Origin of the sequence: Arthrobacter stackebrandtii (genome assembly GCF_017876675.1) — a bacterium.
In the GTDB taxonomy this organism is placed as follows: Bacteria; Actinomycetota; Actinomycetes; order Actinomycetales; family Micrococcaceae; genus Specibacter; species Specibacter stackebrandtii.
The window spans coordinates 3,117,959-3,135,799 of record NZ_JAGIOI010000001.1 but is presented as its reverse complement, the minus strand read 5'-3'; the positions used below and the strand labels follow the sequence as shown (position 1 = coordinate 3,135,799).

Genomic DNA, 17,841 nt, shown 5'->3' with positions numbered 1-17,841 from the left:
GAAAGCGCAATCCACGACATCTACTGCGTCATAGACCGGGGGTTAGCTGGCGAGTGCCTTGATGATGTGCGGCAGCAGGGCGCGGAAGGCATTCCCGCGGTGGCTGATGGCGTTCTTTTCTGCACTGGAAAGTTCCGCGCAGGATCGGTCCATGCCGGCCGGCTGCAGGATTGGGTCGTAGCCGAAGCCGCCCTCGCCGCGGGGCTCGTGCAGAAGCGTCCCCTCAAGGGCCCCTTCCTCCACAACGTCCAGCGAGCCGTCGGGGCTGGCCAGTGCTGCCGCACAGACGAAGCGTGCCCCTCGGTGCTCCTCAGAAATGTCGGAGAGCTGGGCCAGCAGCAGGTTCAGGTTCGCTTCATCATCGCCGTGGGCGCCGGCCCAGCGGGCTGAGAAGATGCCCGGCGCTCCCCCCAGGACGTCAACGGCCAGGCCGGAGTCGTCGGCGATGGCCAGGGCGCCGCTGAACTGGGCCACGGCGTGGGCCTTCAGCCGCGCGTTTTCCGCAAAGGTGACCCCTGTTTCGGCGACATCGGGCGCCTGGATCGCTCCGGCGTCGAGCACGTCAACATCCACGTCCAGGCCCGGCACCTGGCCGCGCAACAGCTCGCGCAGCTCCCTCAGCTTGCCCTGGTTGTGGGTGGCGAGAACCAGTTTGGGCGCTGCCATCAGCCGGCGAGGGTTTCGCGCTGGATTTCGGCGAGCTGGGTGGTGCCGATCAGTGCCAGGTCCAGGAGGCGGTTGAGCTCGTCGCGGTCGAACGGCGCACCCTCGGCGGTGCCCTGGACCTCGACGAACTTGCCGGAGCCGGTGACCACAACGTTCATGTCGGTCTCGGCGCGGACGTCCTCAACGTAGGGCAGATCCAGCATGGGGACGCCGTCGATGATGCCCACCGAGATGGCCGAGACTGTGTCGATGAGCGGCTGGGCGTTCTTGGCGATGAGCTTGTTTTCCTTGGCGTACGCAATGGCGTCGGCCAGGGCCACGTAGGCGCCGGTGATCGCGGCGGTGCGGGTGCCGCCGTCGGCCTGCAGGACGTCGCAGTCCAGGACGATCGTGTTCTCGCCGAGGGCCTTGGTGTCGATGATGGAGCGCAGCGAGCGGCCAATCAGGCGGGAGATCTCGTGGGTGCGGCCGCCGATCTTGCCCTTGACGGATTCGCGGGAGTTGCGGGTGTTGGTTGCGCGCGGCAGCATGGCGTACTCGGCCGTGACCCAGCCGGTGCCCTCGCCCTTGAGCCAGCGCGGCACGCCGGGGGTGAGGGACGCGGTGCACAGCACGCGGGTGTTGCCGAATTCGATCAGGGCCGAGCCCTCGGCCTGCTTGGACCAGCCGCGGGTGATGGTGATGTCGCGGAGCTGGTCGTTGGAGCGGCCGTCGGCGCGCAGTGTTTCGTTGGAAGTCATGGGGTCAAGCCTACCGGGCGAGGGGCCACGGGCGAGCGGAGCGAGTCCGGGGAGGCCGGGAGGCGCTACCGGGCGAGGGGCCACGGGCGAGCGGAGCGAGTCCGGGGAGGCCGGGAGGCGCTACCGGGCGAGGGGCCACGGGCGAGCGGAGCGAGTCCGGGGAGGCCGGGAGGCGCTACCGGGCGAGGCTGCGGTCAGTTGGTCTTGCCCTTGAGCCGCAGCTTGTGGATCTGCATTTCCCGGAAGTAGGTGGATCCGGGCTTGATATAGCACAGCACCACGGCGGCGATGCCCAGCAGCACCTGCAGGACGGTGGCGATTCCCCCGGGCATGACCAGCACGGTGAGCTGGTACAGGGACATGATGGCCAGGATGCCGGCAACGAGGCGCGCCCACGTCGCCCCGAGCGTGATGTACCGCGCGATGAGGATGTAGAGCAGGATCGAGATGATGCCCAGGGCGATCGCGGTGATGGTGGCGAACACGATGGACCCGTCGATGAGCGACTCGATGTCGCCGCCCAGGCCCAGTGTGGCAATTTCCGCACGCACCTGGGCGCGGTATCCGGCCGAGGCAATGTTGAGGACACTGAAGATGGTGGCCGCAAACTGCAGCACCGCCGCGGCCAGCAGCAGCTTGGCCGCCCAGCCGATCTGCTGCGGCGCCTCCGGGGACTTCGTGCCGGCGGGCTGCCCGGATTCGGGTCCGGGTGCAGGGCTGTAGCTGGGAGGGTTGTTGTCCATGGCGGAAATCCTTCGTGTCGGGGTGCCGCGGCTGGGCAGGCTCTAGATCGTGTAGTGGACACCCGCGACGGCGGCGGCGACATCGCGGTCAAACACCCCGCGGGCCTCTTCCACCACTTTGTTGGTGTCGGTCCAGACGGGGATGTGCGTCAGCAGCAGCCGCTTGACGTTGGCACGCGCCGCAGCCTCGCCGGCCCGCTTGCCGGTGAGGTGGACGTCCTTGATGTGGTCGTCCCGCCCCTCTTCAAAGGCGGCCTCGCACAGGAAGAAGTCGGCATTTTCCGCCGCGTCCTCCAGTCCCTGGCAGGCGTCGGTGTCCCCGGAGTATGCCAGCACAGCCGTGCGGTCCATGCCGGTGCCGTCATACTCGGTGACTTCCACGCGAAGCGCATAGGCCTCGGGCGTGGGGTGGTTGACGGAGTAGGGCGTGACCTTGAACGGCCCCACGGTGACAGGCTCGCGTTCCTGCCAGTTGATGAAGTCGAATTCCTCGCGCATGCCCGGGTCCAGGTCCAGCCCATAGGCGGTGGCCAGCCGGTCGGCGGTCTCCGCAGGGCCCCACACGGGAATCCGGTCACGGTTCCAGCCGTACGGGCTCCACCGGACCGCCACGTGCAGCCCGCACAGGTCCATGCAGTGGTCGGGATGCAGGTGGCTGAGGAAGATGGCGTCAATGTCCTCAAGGTCCATGTACTTTTGCACAGAACCCAGCGCCCCGCTGCCGAGGTCCAGGAGCACCCGCCAGGGCCGCACGCCGTCGTGCGCGGTAAGAAGGTAGCAGGACGCGGGCGAAGATGGCCCGGGAAAGGACCCGCTGCAGCCCACTATGGTCAACTTCATGCTGTCTCTCCCGCTCCCCATCCGGGAGCAGCCAGCCTGCCCGCGGAACCAGACAAAACAAAATTTGACACCCTCGAGGCCGCCGGCCCCGGTGCAGCCTCACGCGCCGCTGCCAGCATGTCCTCGGTGATGCGCGCCAGGGATCCGGTGGGATAGTGTGCCGCAACATGCGTCACCTGCGACACGCCGCGGACCTCCGGGCCCAGGAACCGCCGGGCGAGGTGGCCGAAGCTGGCGGCGTCGCCGGTGGACAGGAATTCATGCGTGGGCGCGGCGGTGGACACGCGCTCAAGATCGTGGGAGACGAGAGCCCTGTAGACGTCCTTGGCGGTCTCCTCGGCGCTGGACACGAGTGTGACAGAATCGCCCATGACGTAGGAGATGACGCCGGTCAGCAGGGGGTAGTGCGTGCAGCCCAGCACCAGCGTGTCCACGTTGGCGGCCTTGAGCGGGGCCAGGTATTCCTGCGCCGTGGACAGCAGCTCCGGCCCGGCCGTGATCCCGGATTCCACAAAACGGACAAAGTCCGGGCAGGCGGCGGACGTGATGGACAGGTTGGGCGCGGCGGCGAAGGTGTCCTCGTAGGCGCGGGAGCCAACGGTGGCCACGGTGCCGATCACCCCCACATTGCCGGTGCGGGTGGCGGCAACGGCCCGGCGCACGGCCGGCTGGATGACCTCGATGACGGGAATCCCAAAACGCGCCGTGTACCGTTCGCGTGCGTCGCGCAGCACGGCGGCGGAGGCCGAATTGCAGGCGATCACCAGGAGCTTCACACCGGAGTTGACCAGCTCGTCCATGACACCCAGCGCGTTGGCGCGCACCTCCGCGATGGGGAGCGGACCGTACGGCCCGTTGGCGGTGTCCCCCACATACAGGATCGACTCGTTGGGCAGCTGGTCAATGACGGCGCGCGCCACAGTCAGCCCGCCCACGCCGGAATCAAAGATTCCAATGGGCCGGTCCGCCACGGGGTTCAGCGGTTCCGGCGCGGCGGCGTCCGTCCGGTCCGGCGATTTTGGCATGGGTGCAGGTTCTCTGGTCATGATCGTTTCAACACTAGTGCTTTTGCGGCGAAAAGAGGTGACATTGCGATTCCCCCGCACCTGCTACTTTGCGCGCTGAAGCGAAACCAGCATGGCCTGGACCAGGCTTTCCTGGAGCCAGGAGACAAAGTTGTACACCAGTGAAAGGTAACTTTCGACGTCGTCCGCCTCACCCCAGTCCTGCACCTCGTGAACCCGTTCGGCGTCTTCCTCGTCCCGGATGTCCAGGCGTTCGGCGAGCACCAGACGGACGTCGTTGAGGGCTTTCGCCCACAGGGTGGCGCCTTCGTTGTCCAGCACTATCTTGTCCGTTTCCAGCCCCAGCGAGGCCGCCCGAAGCGCGCCAATCTTGCCTTCCCTCAACGAGCGTTCGGTGAGCTGGCGGAACTCAAGGGCGGAGTCGGCGTCGTCCCTCACCGCGTCCGGCAAAAGCCGCAACAGGGCCGGGTCTGTGGGAACTCTCACATCCATGTCGAGGCCGATCAGCGCGGCGAGGGGGTCCTCGGAGGCTGCGGTGGAAGGCTCGAGCATGGTGATAATGTCGGCGAAGAGCTTGCGGAGGAGGTCGCGCTCGGCGGGTTCCAGGTGGCCGGTGATGCCCTTGCGGCCGGCGGAAAAGGCCCTAGCCACGGTCGCCGCCCTTCGCCACGGTGGCCCACAGCCCGAATCCGTGCATGGCCACGGCGTGGGCTTCCATCTTTTCCTTGGAGCCGTGCGCCACGGCGGACTTGCCCTCCGTGTGGACCTGCATCATTAGCTTTGCCGCCTTTGCCTCCGAATAGCCGAAGTAGCTTTGGAACACGAAACTGACGTAGCTCATCAAATTAACCGGGTCGTTCCACACGATTAATTCCCAAGGAATGTCTGGGGAGATGAGTTCGCTGGCGGAAACTTCCCGGTCAACTTCCGGGGCTGTGCTGACACTCATGTACCCATTCTAGTGTCGCGCCGCTAAAGTGAATTCCGTGACTACGCCAACAAGCTGGGGCCACCCCCGCACCTCACTGTTCACGGACCACTATGAGCTGACCATGCTCCAGGCCGCCCTGCACTCCGGCGCCGCGCACCGCCGAAGCGTGTTCGAGGCCTTCGCCCGGCGCCTGCCTGACGGCCGCCGCTACGGGGTTGTGGGCGGAACGGGCCGGCTGCTGGAGGGGCTGGAGCACTTCCGTTTTGGCCCGGACGAGCTGAATTTCCTGGCCCAAAACAACGTGGTGAATGACGAAACCCTTGCCTGGCTGGCGGATTTCAAGTTCTCCGGCGACGTCTACGGTTATGCAGAGGGCGAACTTTATTTCCCCAATTCACCGATTTTGACCATTGAATCCACGTTTGCCGAGGCCTGCATCCTGGAAACGTACGTGCTCTCGGTGCTCAACCACGATTCCGCGATCGCCTCCGCGGCCTCGCGCATGATCGGTGCTGCCGGCAGCCGCCCCGTCATCGAGATGGGTTCGCGGCGCACGCATGAGGAATCCGCCGTGGCCGCATCCCGCGCCGCCGTCATCGCCGGCTTCCACAGCACCTCGAACCTTGAATGCGGCATCCGTTACGGAGTCCTGACCCAGGGCACCGCCGCCCACTCCTTCACCCTCCTGCACGACACCGAGGAGGACGCCTTCCGTGCCCAGCTCGGTTCCATGGGCGCCGGAACCACGCTTTTGGTTGACACGTACGACGTCGAAGCCGCCGTCCGCAAGGCCGTCGCCATTGCAGGGCCCGCCTTGGGCGGCGTCCGGCTGGATTCCGGGGACCTGCTCGCACAGGCGAGGGACGTGCGGGCGCTGCTGGATTCGCTGGGCAACACCAGCACCCGCATCACCGTCACGTCCGACCTGGACGAGTTTGCCATTGCCGCCCTGGCCGCCGCACCGGTGGACTCCTACGGCGTAGGCACCTCGCTGGTGACCGGGTCCGGTGCCCCCACCGCTTCCATGGTGTACAAGCTGGTGGCCCGCGAGGGCGACGATGGCGAGTTTGTCTCCGTGGCCAAGGCTGCGAAGAACAAGGCCAGCGTTGGCGGTCGCAAGTACGCCCTGCGCCGCCTAAATGATTCCGGCACCGCCACAGCCGAAGTTGTGGGGATCGGGCACCGCCCGGCCGGTGACGGCAACGACCGCGAGCTGCTGGCGCAGTTTGTCTCCGGCGGCCAGCTGCTGCCCGGCTGGACGGGGTCTGCAGGCGTGGTCCGTGCCGCAGCCCGCCACGCCGCGTCCATGGCAGAGATGCCCGGGGCCGCACGGCGACTGCAGCGCGGCGACGCCGTCATCCCCACTGAATACGAACAAGACACCGCAGCAGCAAGGCACTAAGGAGCACCCATGGCCAAGGCACTGATCATTGTTGATGTCCAGAATGATTTCTGCGAAGGAGGCTCGCTTGCCGTCGAAGGGGGCGCCGACCTTGCCAGCGAAATCAGCGAGCTGCTCGAAAGCAGCCATGACCTGGACTTCGTGGTTGCCACACAGGACTGGCACGTGGATCCGGGATCCCACTTCTCGGACACCCCGGACTTCCGCACCAGCTGGCCGGTCCACTGCGTGGCCGGTTCCAAGGGCGCCGCGCTGCACCGCAACCTGGACACCGAGGACATCGACGCATACTTCCGCAAGGGGCGTTTTGACGCCGCTTACTCCGGCTTTGACGGCCTGCTGGCACCAGAGGACGAGGTCGCCGTGGGCGAACGTGAAGCCCACGAAGCTGCCCAGGATGAGTCCGCGGATCCAACGACGCTGGATGACTGGCTGCGGGAGAACGACGTCGACGAGGTGGTCATTGTGGGCATCGCCACCGACCACTGCGTGCGCGCCACCGCCCTTGACGCCATCAACGCCGGTTATGACACGACTGTGCTGCGTGACTACGTGGTGGGCGTGGACGAGGATGCCAGCGAAGAGGCCCTCGAGGAGCTCGAAGACGCCGGCGTAGAGGTCAAATAGCAGGGAATGGGCCGGTGCCCCTCGAAGCAGGGCACCGATGACGTGGCAAGCTGGCGACTGTGGGTGAAATTTCCCCTACGGTCGCCAGCTTGCCACGTCATCGCCCACGTGCAGGACCCCGAAAAAAATGCCGGCCCTCGTCCGGTCCGGCGGCGGACGCTACTTGCGGCCGATGAACCAGTCCTGGAGCTTCTTCAGGCGGGTCTGCAGCTGTTCTTCGTTGGCCTGGGCCACGGCCGGGCCGCCACACATCCGCCGCAGTTCAGAGTGCACCATGCCGTGGGGCATGCCGGAGCGGGCGCTCCAGGCGGAAACATTCTTGGCCAGCTCCCCGCGCAGGTCCATGAGCATTCGGTGGTCCACCAGCGGCGGCGCATCGGGTTCGGCGGGTGCCTTCTTCCGCTTGCGGGTCTGCTGGTCGGCCTGGCGCTGGCGCAGCAGCACGCCCATCTGGTCCGCATCAAGAAGTCCGGGGATGCCCAGGAAGTCCATTTCATCGTCACTGCCGATCGCGCCGCCGGTGCCGAATTCGCCGCCGTCGAACAGGACACGGTCAAAGGAGGCCTGAGACTCCAGGGCCTCAAACTTGAACTTCTCCAGCGTGTCGGAGGCCTTTTCCTCGCGGTTGGCCTCCTCCATCTCGGCGTCTTCCTCCATGAAGCCGTCCGGGTCCTTGTCGGGGCGGTCCAGCGCGTGGTCGCGCTCCAGTTCCAGCTGGTTGGCCAGTTCCATCAGGTTTGGGACGGAGGGCAGGAAGATCGACGCCGTCTCCCCCCTCTTGCGGGCGCGCACAAAGCGCCCCACGGCCTGGGCGAAGAACAGCGGGGTTGCCGTGGACGTTGCGTAGACGCCAACGGCCAGGCGCGGCACGTCAACCCCTTCGGACACCATGCGCACGGCCACCATCCAGCGCTTGTCACCGGCGGAGAACTCGTCAATTTTGTCGGAGGCCTTGGCATCGTCGGACAGGATCACGGTGGGTGACTCGCCAGTGATCTTTTTCAGCTGCGCCGCATATGCACGCGCATCTTCGTGGTCGGTCGCTATGACCAGGGCACCGGCGTCGGGCACGGCCCGGCGCACCTCGGTAAGGCGTTTGTCGGCGCCGGCCAGCACCGCCGGGATCCACTCACCGTCGGGGTTCAGTGCCGTCCGCCAGGCCTGCGAGGTGATGTCCTTAGTGGTGGCCTCGCCGAGGCTTGCAGCCATTTCCTCGCCGGCACTGGTCCGCCAGCGCATCTGGCCGGAGTACGCCATGAACATGACGGGGCGGACCACATGGTCCTTGAGTGCCTCGCCGTAGCCGTAGGTGTAGTCGGCCCTGGAACGGCGGATGCCGTCCCCGTCCTCCACATATTCCACAAACGGGATCGGCGCCGTGTCGGAACGGAACGGCGTTCCCGTCAGGGCGAGCCGGCGGGAGGCCGGGTCGAACGCCTCGCGGATGCCGTCGCCCCAGGACAGGGCGTCGCCGCCGTGGTGGATCTCATCCATGATGACCAAGGTCTTGGCGGCCTCGGTCTTTGCCCGGTGCAGCATGGGCTTGCTGGCGACCTGCGCGTAGGTCACTGCCACACCGATGAAGCCCTTGCCGTGCCTGCCGTCCGCGTTCTTGAAGTTGGGGTCGATCGCAATGCCCACCCTCGCCGCAGCGTCCGCCCACTGGCGCTTGAGGTGGTCGGTGGGGGTGACAATCGTGACCCGGTTGATCATGCCGCGGCTGATCAGCTGCGTGGCGATGTGCAGGGCGAATGTGGTCTTGCCTGCACCGGGCGTTGCCACGGCAAGGAAATCCCTGGGGCTGTCGGTGAAGTACTTTTCCATGGCTTCGGACTGCCATGCCCGCAGCTTTTGTGCGGTGCCCCAGGCCGCCCGTTCAGGGTATGCCGGCGGCAGCGACGGGCCACCAAACAAAGTCTCCGTCACGAAATTACCGCCATCCTAGTCACGTCTTTCCAGCATCCGCACCCAATTCCGGGCACGGCCAAGCAACGGCGGTCCGCCGTTTGAATCATTGTTTACAGGCCCGGGCTACTTCTTGGGCTTCTTCGGGCCCTTGCCCTTGCCGCCGCCCTCGGGCCGCAAGCCGTCGTAGACTTCCTTGCATTCCGGGCAGACGGGGAACTTCTGGGGGTCGCGCCCCGGCGTCCAAACCTTGCCGCACAGGGCCACCACGGGCTCGCCGGTCATGGCCGATTCCATGATCTTTTCCTTGCGGACATAGTGCGAGAACCTCTCGCTGTCGCCAGGCTCGACTTCCTGCCGCAGTTCCTGGCGCTCGATCACGGCGGTGGAGCCGCCGGTCTGGCCGGGGCCGTGCAGCGGATCATTCTCAAAGGGATCTGGAGGCAAACTCATGCGTCCAGTCTAGCGTCTTCACGTCCGCGACTCACCGAGGCAACGCCCCTTCCCGGCGAGATCTGGGATATCGACGTGACCAACACCGCACATCCGCCGTCATCCCGCATCTCAACAGTGCGGGGACGCGGTTGGCCCGCATCTCCCCCGGCCCGGCGGGTTTGCCGGCTTAAAGCACGACGGCGGCTCCCACTGCTTGCCGGCTCAAAGCGGGAGCCTCGCGGCGGTGGGCGCGCCCAACCGCCGATGCGGCTAGACGCCCTGCCAGGCGGGCTTGTTGTCGTAGGCGTGGCGGTACGTTGCCGCACCGGCCAGCTTGGACGCGGCAGCCTCGTCAATGATGACGGTGGCGCGGGGGTGGAACTGCAGGATGGATGCCGGGCAGGAAGCCGAGACCGGACCCTCAACGAAGTCGCGGACGGCGTCGGCCTTGCCGGCACCGAAGGCCACGAGGACCAGGTGGCGGGCATCCATGATGGTGCCCAGGCCCTGAGTCACCACGTGGTGCGGCACCTGCGCGATGCTGTCGAAGAACCGCGCGTTGTCCTGGCGCGTCTGCTCGGCCAGCGTCTTGATGCGGGTGCGCGAGGCCAGCGAGGAGCCGGGCTCGTTGAAGCCGATGTGGCCGTTGGTGCCAACGCCCAGGATCTGCAGGTCTATGCCGCCGGCAGCCTTGATGGCATCCTCGTAGGCCTGGCACGCCGCCTCGACGTCCTGGCTGGAGCCGTTGGGTCCATGGACGTTCTCCGCAGCCACGTCCACGCGGTTGGTGAACTCGCGGCGGATGACCTCCCGGTAGGACTCGTAGTGCCCCTCGGGCAGTCCCACGTACTCGTCAAGGGCGAAGCCGCTGGCCTGGGCAAAGCTCAAGCCTTCCTCCGTGTGGCGGCGGGCGAGTTCGTCATAAATGGGCAGCGGCGAGGACCCTGTTGCCAGCCCGATCACGGCGTTGGGCTTGTTGCGCACCAGTGCCTCGATCGAGTCGGCGGCAAGCGCCCCAATTTCCTTGCTGCTCGGGAGGATGATGACCTCCATGAAACACGCTTCCTTTCGTGGCTTTCTGCCGTGCCTTGATTTGGTCCAGCCCTAAGACTATCGAGATGTCACCGGTCCACAGAAACGGCAAGCAACAATTCAGGGGCGCGCTTGTTATAAAGCGCAGCACCCACCTTGATGCCCACCAGCACGTACACCACTGCCAATACGGCACCCACAGCGCAGGCCGCCCAGGCAAACGCCGTCTGGCCCTGGACCAGGTCAATGACCAGGAACACAGCCACGGGCGCCGCAAGGACAGCCGCGCCGAAGAACCCGCCCATCTGCACCAGTGTGGCGAAGAAGCTGTTGCCCGGTTTCGCCTTCATGGGGCTCTCCCCCGGCAGCGGCACGTTCATGGTGAACTGGGCAGAGAAGACGCTGGCCAGTCCCAGTCCAGCGCCTGTTGCGGCCAGCATGAGTCCCAGCATGCCCGGGTAGGCGGCCCAGTCCCCGGACGCAATGGCCCCGGCAAGGGTGAACAGCAGGCCCAGCGGAAGGGCCAGCACGGCGGCTGCCATGACACGTCCGGTCCTGTCGTCGCGGCCCGAAAGGCCCGTGGCCAGATGCAGTGCGAAGGCCGTGTTGTCGTACGAGATGTCCGATGAGATGCTCCAGGCCACCAGGAACGCGGCGAACGCCCCTCCATAGCCGAGGATGAGCCCCATCGAGGCGAGACCGCCGGCCTGCGATGCGGCAAATACCAGGACCAGGGGCAAAAGCGGTGCAATGATCAGGCCCGCACTGTAGCGGGGGTCCCGGAACCAGTACGTGAGGCAGCGGGCCGCGACGGCCCCGGCCGGGGTCTGCGGGAACACGCCAAAGAAGCCCATCTTGCCCGCACTGCGGCTGGTGCTGCCGCCGTAGGCGGGGGTGACCAGGGCCTTGGCCAGGCACACCTTCCAGATCCATGCCAGCACCGCGAGGGTTGCCAGCGCGATCAGGAACTTCAAGGCCGCCGGGCCGAAGGCACCGCGGGCGATGTCGGCCGGAACAGCCCAGACGGCGCCGAGCGGCGTCCACGACAGGGTGTTGGCCAGCTTCGGCAGGTAGGAGGAAAAGTCGTTCAGTCCCGTGGTGATGCCGGCCATGATGGGGCCAAGCAGCATCAGCGGCACGAGCATGACGATCCCGCTGACGTCCTTGAAGCGGCGCGAGGAGGCGAGGCTGGTGCTTGCTGCGGTGATGGCCCGGGACGCCACGACGCAGGTCAGTGCCGCCAGGGCGCCGCAGACCAGTGCGGCAGCCGCCGCGACGGGGTGCCTCCAGTAGGCGGCGGCGGTGCCCATGGCGGCGACCAGGGTGATGAGCCCGGGGATGCCAATGAAGCTGGAGAGCGCCAGGCCGGCCAGGAGGCTCCGCATGGGGATGGCGTAGGTGGTGAACCGGGCCGGGTCCAGGGTCATGTCCAGGCCGGAAAGCACCACGGGGATGACAAGCCAGCCCACAAACAGGGCGGCCCCGGCCAGGACCAGGATGGTGCCGATCAGCTCGGTGTCGGCGGCCCCCAGTGCGGCCAGGCCCACAAGGATCATGACCAGCATGCCCAGGCCGTACAGGCCCCCGAGGATCAGTCCCACCAGCTGCCACGGTGTGCGCTTGATGGAGTTGCGCAGCAGGTCGATCTTAAGTTTTAGGAGGTGCGCAACCACTGCAACCCCGCTGTCTGGTTCCGGCCGCCGACGAGTTCCACGAACTTGTCTTCCAGGCTCATTTCGCCGCGGACTTCATCCACCGTGCCGGCTGCCAGGACGCGGCCGGCGGCAATGACGGCCACATGGTCGCACATGCGCTGGACCAGGTCCATGACATGGCTGGAGACGATGACGGTGCCGCCGGAGTTGACGTAGTCGTGGAGGATGTCGCGAATGTTTGCCGCGGAAACCGGGTCAACGGACTCAAACGGTTCATCCAGCACCAGAAGGCTGGGCGCATGGATCAGTGCCGCCGCCAGGGCGATCTTCTTGGTCATGCCCGCGGAGTAGTCCACCACGAGGGTGCCGGCATCCTTGGTCAGGTCCAGTGCAGCCAGCAGGTCCTTGACCCGCTCCGCCACCGTGTCCTTGTCCATGCCGCGCAGAAGGCCGGCATACGTCACCAGCTGCTCGCCGCTGAGGCGGTCGAACAGGCGCACGCCGTCGGGCAGCAGGCCCATGAGCTTCTTGGCCTCCAGGGGCTGGGCCCACACATCCACGCCCTGGACAAACACCTGCCCGGCATCCGGACGGAGCAGGCCCGTGGCCATGGAAAGGGAGGTGGTCTTGCCGGCCCCGTTGGGCCCCACGAGACCATAAAAGGAACCAGCGGGGACGTCCAGGTAGATGTTGTCGACGGCGATCTTCTCGCCAAAGCGCTTGGCGATTCCACGGATGGACAGGGCCGGCGGCCGTGCCCCGCCGGACGAGGGCGCAATAGGGTTAGTCATGCTGCCAGACTAACAATCTGAGAGCCAGCTGTGACTTATCCCAAAGGATGACTTTGCCTGCCTGGCGGCCCTTTCTGCCCTTCACCGCGGTGCGACCGGGCGGCTGCGCTTGCCGCCGGGAAACAGAAATGGCCCCCAAATGACGCATTTGGGGGCCACGCCTGCGGGCACGCGGACGTGCCTAGAACAGGGCGCGGGCCAGTGCCTGGCGGGAAGCGGAGACGCGGGGGTCGCTGACCCCGACGACGTCGTACAGCTCGAGCAGCCGGACGCGCACCTCGTCGCGCTCGGGCCCAAAGTGGGTGCCTATGTAGGCGACCAGCCGGGCCAGCGCGTCCTCCACGTGGCCCCCGGTGACGTCGAGGTCCGCCACCGCAAGCGCGGCTTCCAGGTCGTCCTGGTCCCCGGCCGCACGGGCCCGGAACTCCTCGGCCTGGACCACATTGATCTCCGCGGCCCGGCGCATCAGGTGCACCTGGGCCAGGCCGATCTTGGCCGCCGCATCGGCCGGCATTTCGGCCAGGGCCTTTTCGTAGCTGGCCTGCGCGAGGGCCAGGTCGCCGGCGTCGATCGCGTCCCGGGCCGCCTGGTGCAGCGGCGGCAGCGGCGGCTCCTCGGGGGCCTGCGCCGCGTCCCCGCCCAGCGAACCCGTGACGCCGTTGCTGGCAGCCACCTTGAGCAGTTCGGTCAGGAACTCCTGAATCTGGGCCTCGGGCAGCTCGCCTTCAAACATGGGCACCGGCTGGCCGTTGATCAGCGCGATGACGGTGGGGACGGCGGTGATGCCGAATGCCTGGGCAATCTGCGGGCTGGAGTCAACATCCACGCGGCCCAGGGCAATCTTGCCGCCGTTGTCGTTCATGAGCTTTTCCAGCACCAGGTTCAGCTGCGCCGACTGGTGCGAGCGGCCGGACCCCAGCGAAACCACAACGGGCACCTTTTGGGACAGCTGGACAAATTCCTGGAAACTCTGCTCATTGACGTCGACCGCGAACGGCGAACCGCCGGCGGGGGCCCCGGATGCGGCCGCCGCGGCCCGGGTCTTCAAGGCTGAAAGGTCGACGGCGCCACGCAGGTTGATCCCGGGCGTGCCGTTGGCAGGAAGTGGGCTATTTTGGCTCATTGACTCACTCTAACTCGCTGGGCCCGGGGCGGTCTGCAGTTCTCGCCACGGGTGAAACTTGGCTTGCGAAAGGGCGGGCACCCTGTGGCGCCCGCCCTGTCGGCTGCTACTTGAAGGACCCGCCAACCAGCGCACGGTTGGCCGAAATCACATTCAGCTGGGTGTCGCCGCCGGCCGGCGGGATGTAGATGACAACCGGTTCGGCATAGCTGAGGTTGAACCCCTTGGTGGTTTCCTTTCCGCCCGTGAACACGGCGGCGTCGTCGCCCACGGTCAGCGTGGCGTCAGCCTTGCTGGTGGCGTCAATGCCGAAGGTGTAGCCCACCACAACCATGGCACCGCCGTCGGCCGTGCGCAGGGACACCACCGAGTCGAGGTCGCCCGTGTGGCTGAAGACGTAGTCGGCATCCTTGGCGTTGTCCGCGATCTGCTTCTGCAGGTCCTGGACACTGGTGATGTAGAGGTTGTCCTTGAACGTGTCAATGTACTGGCTGTCCGGCTTGGTCAGGCGATCGCTCAGTGCGGCGATGGCTGAATCCGGTGGCATGAGCAGCCCGTCGCCCGAGTCGATCTTCACCTCGGATGTGCCTTCCTTGTCAACCTTGGGGAACGTCTGGCCGGGCAGCAGCGGTGTGGCCTGGACCAGCTTGTAGCTCTCGCGGGGGTTGGCCTGGACCAGGGTGAGCAGCTGCGGCAGCTCGTTGTTGGCGCCCTTTGTGACAAGCATTGCCGAGCGGGGCCAGTCGGCCTTGGTGGACACAACCTGGGACAGCAGCTTCGTTGCGTTGACCGGCTCCGGGGCCGGCTCGCTCTCCACCGAGGCGCGCACCTGGTAGTTGGCCGTGCGCATTTGCAGCGCCATGCCGGCCACGCGCGGTTCGAGGTCCTTGGCGTTGCGGGAGTTGTCCCCGGAACCCACGGTGGTGGCCACGGCCGCGGCGATGCGTTCGACCTGGCTGGCCAGAAGGTTGGGGAAGCCGGCGGCGGCCGCTTCCGGGGCGGGGCTGGCCGACGGCGTGGCGCTGGGGTCCGCGGCCGGCGTGGCGGCATCGGATGCCGGGGCAGTGCTGGCTGCGGGGTCCGGGGCGGGGGTGGTCTCCTCAGCCATGGCCGGGCTGATGCTGCCGGCCAGGAGCACGGCTGCCAGCGCGGCGCCCCAACGCGCCTTCACGCTCATGGACCGCCCGTCGTCCCAGCGCTTTCGGTTTTCGCGGCGGCTGGAGCCGTCGGACCCGCCCGGGCGGCGGTATCGGGTGCCGCCGCCGGTGCCGGGACCGGCGGGACCGTCGTGGTCGTCATCGTTGTCCTTGGCGGGCTGCTCCTCCACGGGGGCGGCATCGTCTGCCGGGCCCTGCAGGGTCCGGGGCAGTGCCGAGGCGGCATCACCGGCGGGGGCCGCGGGGGCCGCGCCTGCACCGCCGTCGGACACGGGAGCGGGTGTGGCGCCGGTGCGGCGCTGCTGCTCGGCGATCGTGGCCGGGGCGGCAGCGGCGTTGGCCTTGTCCCGGGCGGCCAGGATTCGGGCCACCTCAAGGGCGCCGGTTTCGGGGTCGTTGGGTACGCGGCCGGCGGCGCGGCGGCCGGGCACTGCGGCAGCGGGCGCCGCCGTCGGCTTCGGCTTGCGCGGCACCATGAAGAACAGCAGCGCGGCCAGCGCCAGCAGGGCCGAGCCGGCCACCATCAGCGGGACGGCCCAGGGGGTGCCGACCTCATTCTCCACGGTGATGGAGATGTTGGTGGGGGCAGGAGCCTTGCCGTCGGAGGAGAGCAGCAGGGCCCAGTCCCCGTGGCCCGGCGCCTGCCAGGTGTAGTTGAGCTCGCCGGTGGCCTTTTCCTCGGAGACCCACATGTCGGAGCCAGCCGGGTTAGGCACCTCCGCGGCGCCCTTGTCGCTCTGGGCGGCCAGCGCGGTGAACTCCTCATTTGCAGCGCCAATGGTGGTGTGTGCGGCATCGCCGACCCACCCGTTGATGTCGCGCTCGCGTGCAACGGCCAACTGGATGACACCCTCGCCCTTGATGGTCAAGGTGAACTTGCCGTCGCGGGTCTTGAGCAGCTCAGGGCTGATGACAGTCAGCGGGGTGGGTGAAAGCGCCGCCGGCGCGCTGGCCGTCAGTGAGGCAGGAGGCTGCCAGATGGTCCGCTGCCCAATGCCCAGTCCCAGCACCACGAGACCCAGCACCGCCAGGACGATTGCAATTTTTGAACGCAAGAAAATACCTAACATTGGTTGAACACTGCAGTGATCGTTAGTTTCAAGAGTAACCGAACCGTTATCAATAGGTCACACGTCTTTGACATTTCTCACGTTCGCGAAGGCCGCGGTTCGTGATCGTGCTCACCCTGCGCTGGTACTCTCGAGAAATAGTTGAGCTCCGGCCGGATTCCTTGCAGTGCGGCCCCGATCCAAAGGCACCAGACAGTGAGTTCCTCCCCCGACACCAGCGGGCCCGCCCCCGAACCCCAGGACCGCCCCGCCCCGGAGTCCGCGCAGGATGCCGTGCACGACGGCGAAAAAGTCCCGCCTGCCGCTGTGGCCGGGGCTTCCGGCGGCGCGCCGCAGGACGGTGATGCCCAGGAAGCCCGCCGGCAGCAGCCGGGCGCAACGGCGGATCCACGGCAAGACCCTCCCACGGCAGCACCGGTGGCCGCCGCCCCCGTGGCCGCCGCTGCAGCCCAACGGCGCGGGGTGGTCAGGAAGTCCAAGGCGTTCCCCACCTGGCTGCTCAAGAAAGTCAGCCAGCCCATTCCGGGAGCCCAGCCGCGGGTGCGCTTCGACCTGCCCGTGGTGCCGGAGGAAGGCTCCGGCCACCAGCCGCCGGCCCCGGCCCCGGCCCACGAATCCGGCACCAGCAGCATCCTGCGCCATCCCATCTATTTCGGCTTCATGGGGACTGTCGGTGTGGGCATTGCCCTGGCCTTCAGCTACATGCTGGCCAACACCCAGTCGCTCCTGCTGTGGATTGTCACGGCCATGTTCATCGCCCTGGGGCTGGATCCGGTGGTGCGGTGGCTGGAGAAGCGAAAGGTTCCCCGCCCGCTGGGCATCGTCTTGGTGCTGCTGGCAATGCTCGGCCTGGTGGCGATCTTCTTCGCCACGCTCATCCCCACCATCGTTGAGCAGACCACCCAGCTGGTGGTCCGGGCCCCCATCTGGATCCGGGACTTCCTGGACTCGGACTTCTTCCGCCAGCTGGATGTGGAGTACCACGTGCTGGACACCATCAACGAACAGGTGGCCAAGTTCTTCCAGGACGCCCAGGCCCTGGGCGGCATCTTTGGCGGCGTGCTGGGCGTGGGCAGCACCATCGCCAACGGGCTGTTCGGCACCCTGATTGTGCTGGTGCTGAGCCTGTACTTCCTGGCCTCACTGCCTGCCATTAAAAAGTGGGCCTACCGGCTGGCGCCCCGGTCACGCCGCGAACGGGTCGAGGAGCTCAGCGAGGAAATCACCCGGGGAGTGGGCAACTACGTGATCGGGCAGGTCTGCGTGGCCTTCCTCAACGCCACCTTCGCCTTCATCATCATGAGCATCCTGAACGTCCCGTTCAGCGTCCTGCTGGCCTTCGTGGTGGCCCTGCTCGCCTTTATCCCGCTGGTGGGCGGCATGATTGCGGCCATCGTGGTCATAGCGGTCAGCCTGACCGGCGGCTGGCAGACGGCCGTCATCTACGCCATCTGCTACTTCGCCTACCTCCAGTTCGAGGCGTACTTCATCTCCCCGCGCATCATGCAAAAGGCCGTGGCCGTCCCGGGCGCCGTGGCCGTGATCTCGGTGATCGCCGGCGGCAGCCTGCTGGGTGTCCTTGGGGCACTCATCGCCATCCCCACCGCCGCCGCCATCATGCTCCTGGTCAAGGAAGTCTTCATCGCCCGGCAGGACCAAAACTAGGCGCACCCGCCCACGCCGCCAGGCCCTCCCACGC

17 protein-coding genes are annotated in these 17,841 nt (G+C 67.0%); 3 read left to right on the top strand and 14 right to left on the bottom strand.

Features of this window, described 5'->3' with window-relative positions; all coding sequences use genetic code 11:
* Positions 1-42: 42 nt before the first annotated feature.
* The 7 genes from rdgB to clpS all read right to left on the bottom strand — a co-directional run bounded on the left by rdgB (position 43) and on the right by clpS (position 4,963).
* Positions 43-666 (bottom strand): RdgB/HAM1 family non-canonical purine NTP pyrophosphatase, encoded by a 624-nt coding sequence (gene rdgB, locus JOF48_RS13640; RefSeq protein ID WP_209681528.1) that lies wholly within the window; start codon positions 664-666, stop codon positions 43-45.
* Positions 666-1,406 (bottom strand): ribonuclease PH, encoded by a 741-nt coding sequence (rph, locus tag JOF48_RS13635; protein ID WP_281067980.1) that lies wholly within the window; start codon positions 1,404-1,406, stop codon positions 666-668. The genes rdgB and rph overlap by 1 nt, the downstream gene beginning before the upstream one ends.
* A gap of 194 nt (positions 1,407-1,600) precedes the next feature.
* On the bottom strand, positions 1,601-2,149 hold the full coding sequence (locus JOF48_RS13630; RefSeq protein ID WP_209681525.1) for a hypothetical protein: 549 nt from the start codon (positions 2,147-2,149) through the stop codon (positions 1,601-1,603).
* Positions 2,150-2,191: 42 nt separating this feature from the next.
* A complete protein-coding gene (locus JOF48_RS13625) occupies positions 2,192-2,989 on the bottom strand; it encodes an MBL fold metallo-hydrolase (RefSeq protein WP_209681523.1) in 798 nt (265 codons plus the stop codon).
* Positions 2,986-4,014: a glutamate racemase gene (gene murI, locus JOF48_RS13620; protein WP_209684553.1), complete on the bottom strand. Its 1,029-nt coding sequence runs from the start codon at positions 4,012-4,014 to the stop codon at positions 2,986-2,988. The genes JOF48_RS13625 and murI overlap by 4 nt, the downstream gene beginning before the upstream one ends.
* An 84-nt stretch (positions 4,015-4,098) precedes the next feature.
* Positions 4,099-4,665 carry a DUF2017 domain-containing protein gene (locus tag JOF48_RS13615; protein WP_209681521.1) on the bottom strand — a complete coding sequence of 189 codons (567 nt, stop codon included), beginning with the start codon at positions 4,663-4,665 and terminating at the stop codon, positions 4,099-4,101.
* The gene (gene clpS, locus JOF48_RS13610) at positions 4,658-4,963 is read right to left on the bottom strand and encodes an ATP-dependent Clp protease adapter ClpS (protein ID WP_209681520.1); all 306 of its coding nucleotides are present in this window, start codon (positions 4,961-4,963) and stop codon (positions 4,658-4,660) included. The genes JOF48_RS13615 and clpS overlap by 8 nt, the downstream gene beginning before the upstream one ends.
* A 76-nt stretch (positions 4,964-5,039) precedes the next feature.
* Here clpS and JOF48_RS13605 point away from each other — a divergent pair, with 76 nt between their 5' ends.
* Entirely contained in the window at positions 5,040-6,347 is a 1,308-nt protein-coding gene (locus tag JOF48_RS13605; RefSeq protein ID WP_245346961.1) for a nicotinate phosphoribosyltransferase, read from the top strand.
* Between the two features lie 9 nt (positions 6,348-6,356).
* Positions 6,357-6,974, top strand: a complete 618-nt coding sequence (locus JOF48_RS13600) for an isochorismatase family protein (RefSeq protein WP_209681517.1) — start codon at positions 6,357-6,359, stop codon at positions 6,972-6,974.
* 159 nt (positions 6,975-7,133) lie between these two features.
* Here JOF48_RS13600 and JOF48_RS13595 read toward each other — a convergent pair whose 3' ends face one another.
* From JOF48_RS13595 to JOF48_RS13565, 7 genes are all read right to left on the bottom strand, one after another.
* Positions 7,134-8,900 carry a DEAD/DEAH box helicase gene (locus JOF48_RS13595; RefSeq protein WP_209681515.1) on the bottom strand — a complete coding sequence of 589 codons (1,767 nt, stop codon included), beginning with the start codon at positions 8,898-8,900 and terminating at the stop codon, positions 7,134-7,136.
* Positions 8,901-9,005: 105 nt separating this feature from the next.
* A complete protein-coding gene (locus JOF48_RS13590) occupies positions 9,006-9,332 on the bottom strand; it encodes a DUF3039 domain-containing protein (protein ID WP_209681513.1) in 327 nt (108 codons plus the stop codon).
* Positions 9,333-9,584: 252 nt separating this feature from the next.
* Positions 9,585-10,367, bottom strand: a complete 783-nt coding sequence (gene nagB, locus JOF48_RS13585; RefSeq protein WP_209681511.1) for a glucosamine-6-phosphate deaminase — start codon at positions 10,365-10,367, stop codon at positions 9,585-9,587.
* A 68-nt stretch (positions 10,368-10,435) separates the two neighbouring features.
* A complete protein-coding gene (locus tag JOF48_RS13580; protein ID WP_209681509.1) occupies positions 10,436-12,019 on the bottom strand; it encodes a transporter in 1,584 nt (527 codons plus the stop codon).
* Positions 12,001-12,792 (bottom strand): ABC transporter ATP-binding protein, encoded by a 792-nt coding sequence (locus JOF48_RS13575; protein WP_209681507.1) that lies wholly within the window; start codon positions 12,790-12,792, stop codon positions 12,001-12,003. Before JOF48_RS13575 ends, JOF48_RS13580 begins: the two co-directional genes overlap by 19 nt.
* 181 nt (positions 12,793-12,973) lie before the next feature.
* A complete protein-coding gene (locus JOF48_RS13570) occupies positions 12,974-13,915 on the bottom strand; it encodes a tetratricopeptide repeat protein (RefSeq protein ID WP_209681505.1) in 942 nt (313 codons plus the stop codon).
* A 106-nt stretch (positions 13,916-14,021) separates the two neighbouring features.
* Entirely contained in the window at positions 14,022-16,127 is a 2,106-nt protein-coding gene (locus tag JOF48_RS13565; RefSeq protein WP_209681503.1) for a DUF8094 domain-containing protein, read from the bottom strand.
* A gap of 432 nt (positions 16,128-16,559) precedes the next feature.
* On the opposite strand from JOF48_RS13565, the gene JOF48_RS13560 reads away from it, so the two are divergent.
* Positions 16,560-17,807: an AI-2E family transporter gene (locus JOF48_RS13560; RefSeq protein ID WP_209684551.1), complete on the top strand. Its 1,248-nt coding sequence runs from the start codon at positions 16,560-16,562 to the stop codon at positions 17,805-17,807.
* Positions 17,808-17,841: the final 34 nt, after the last annotated feature.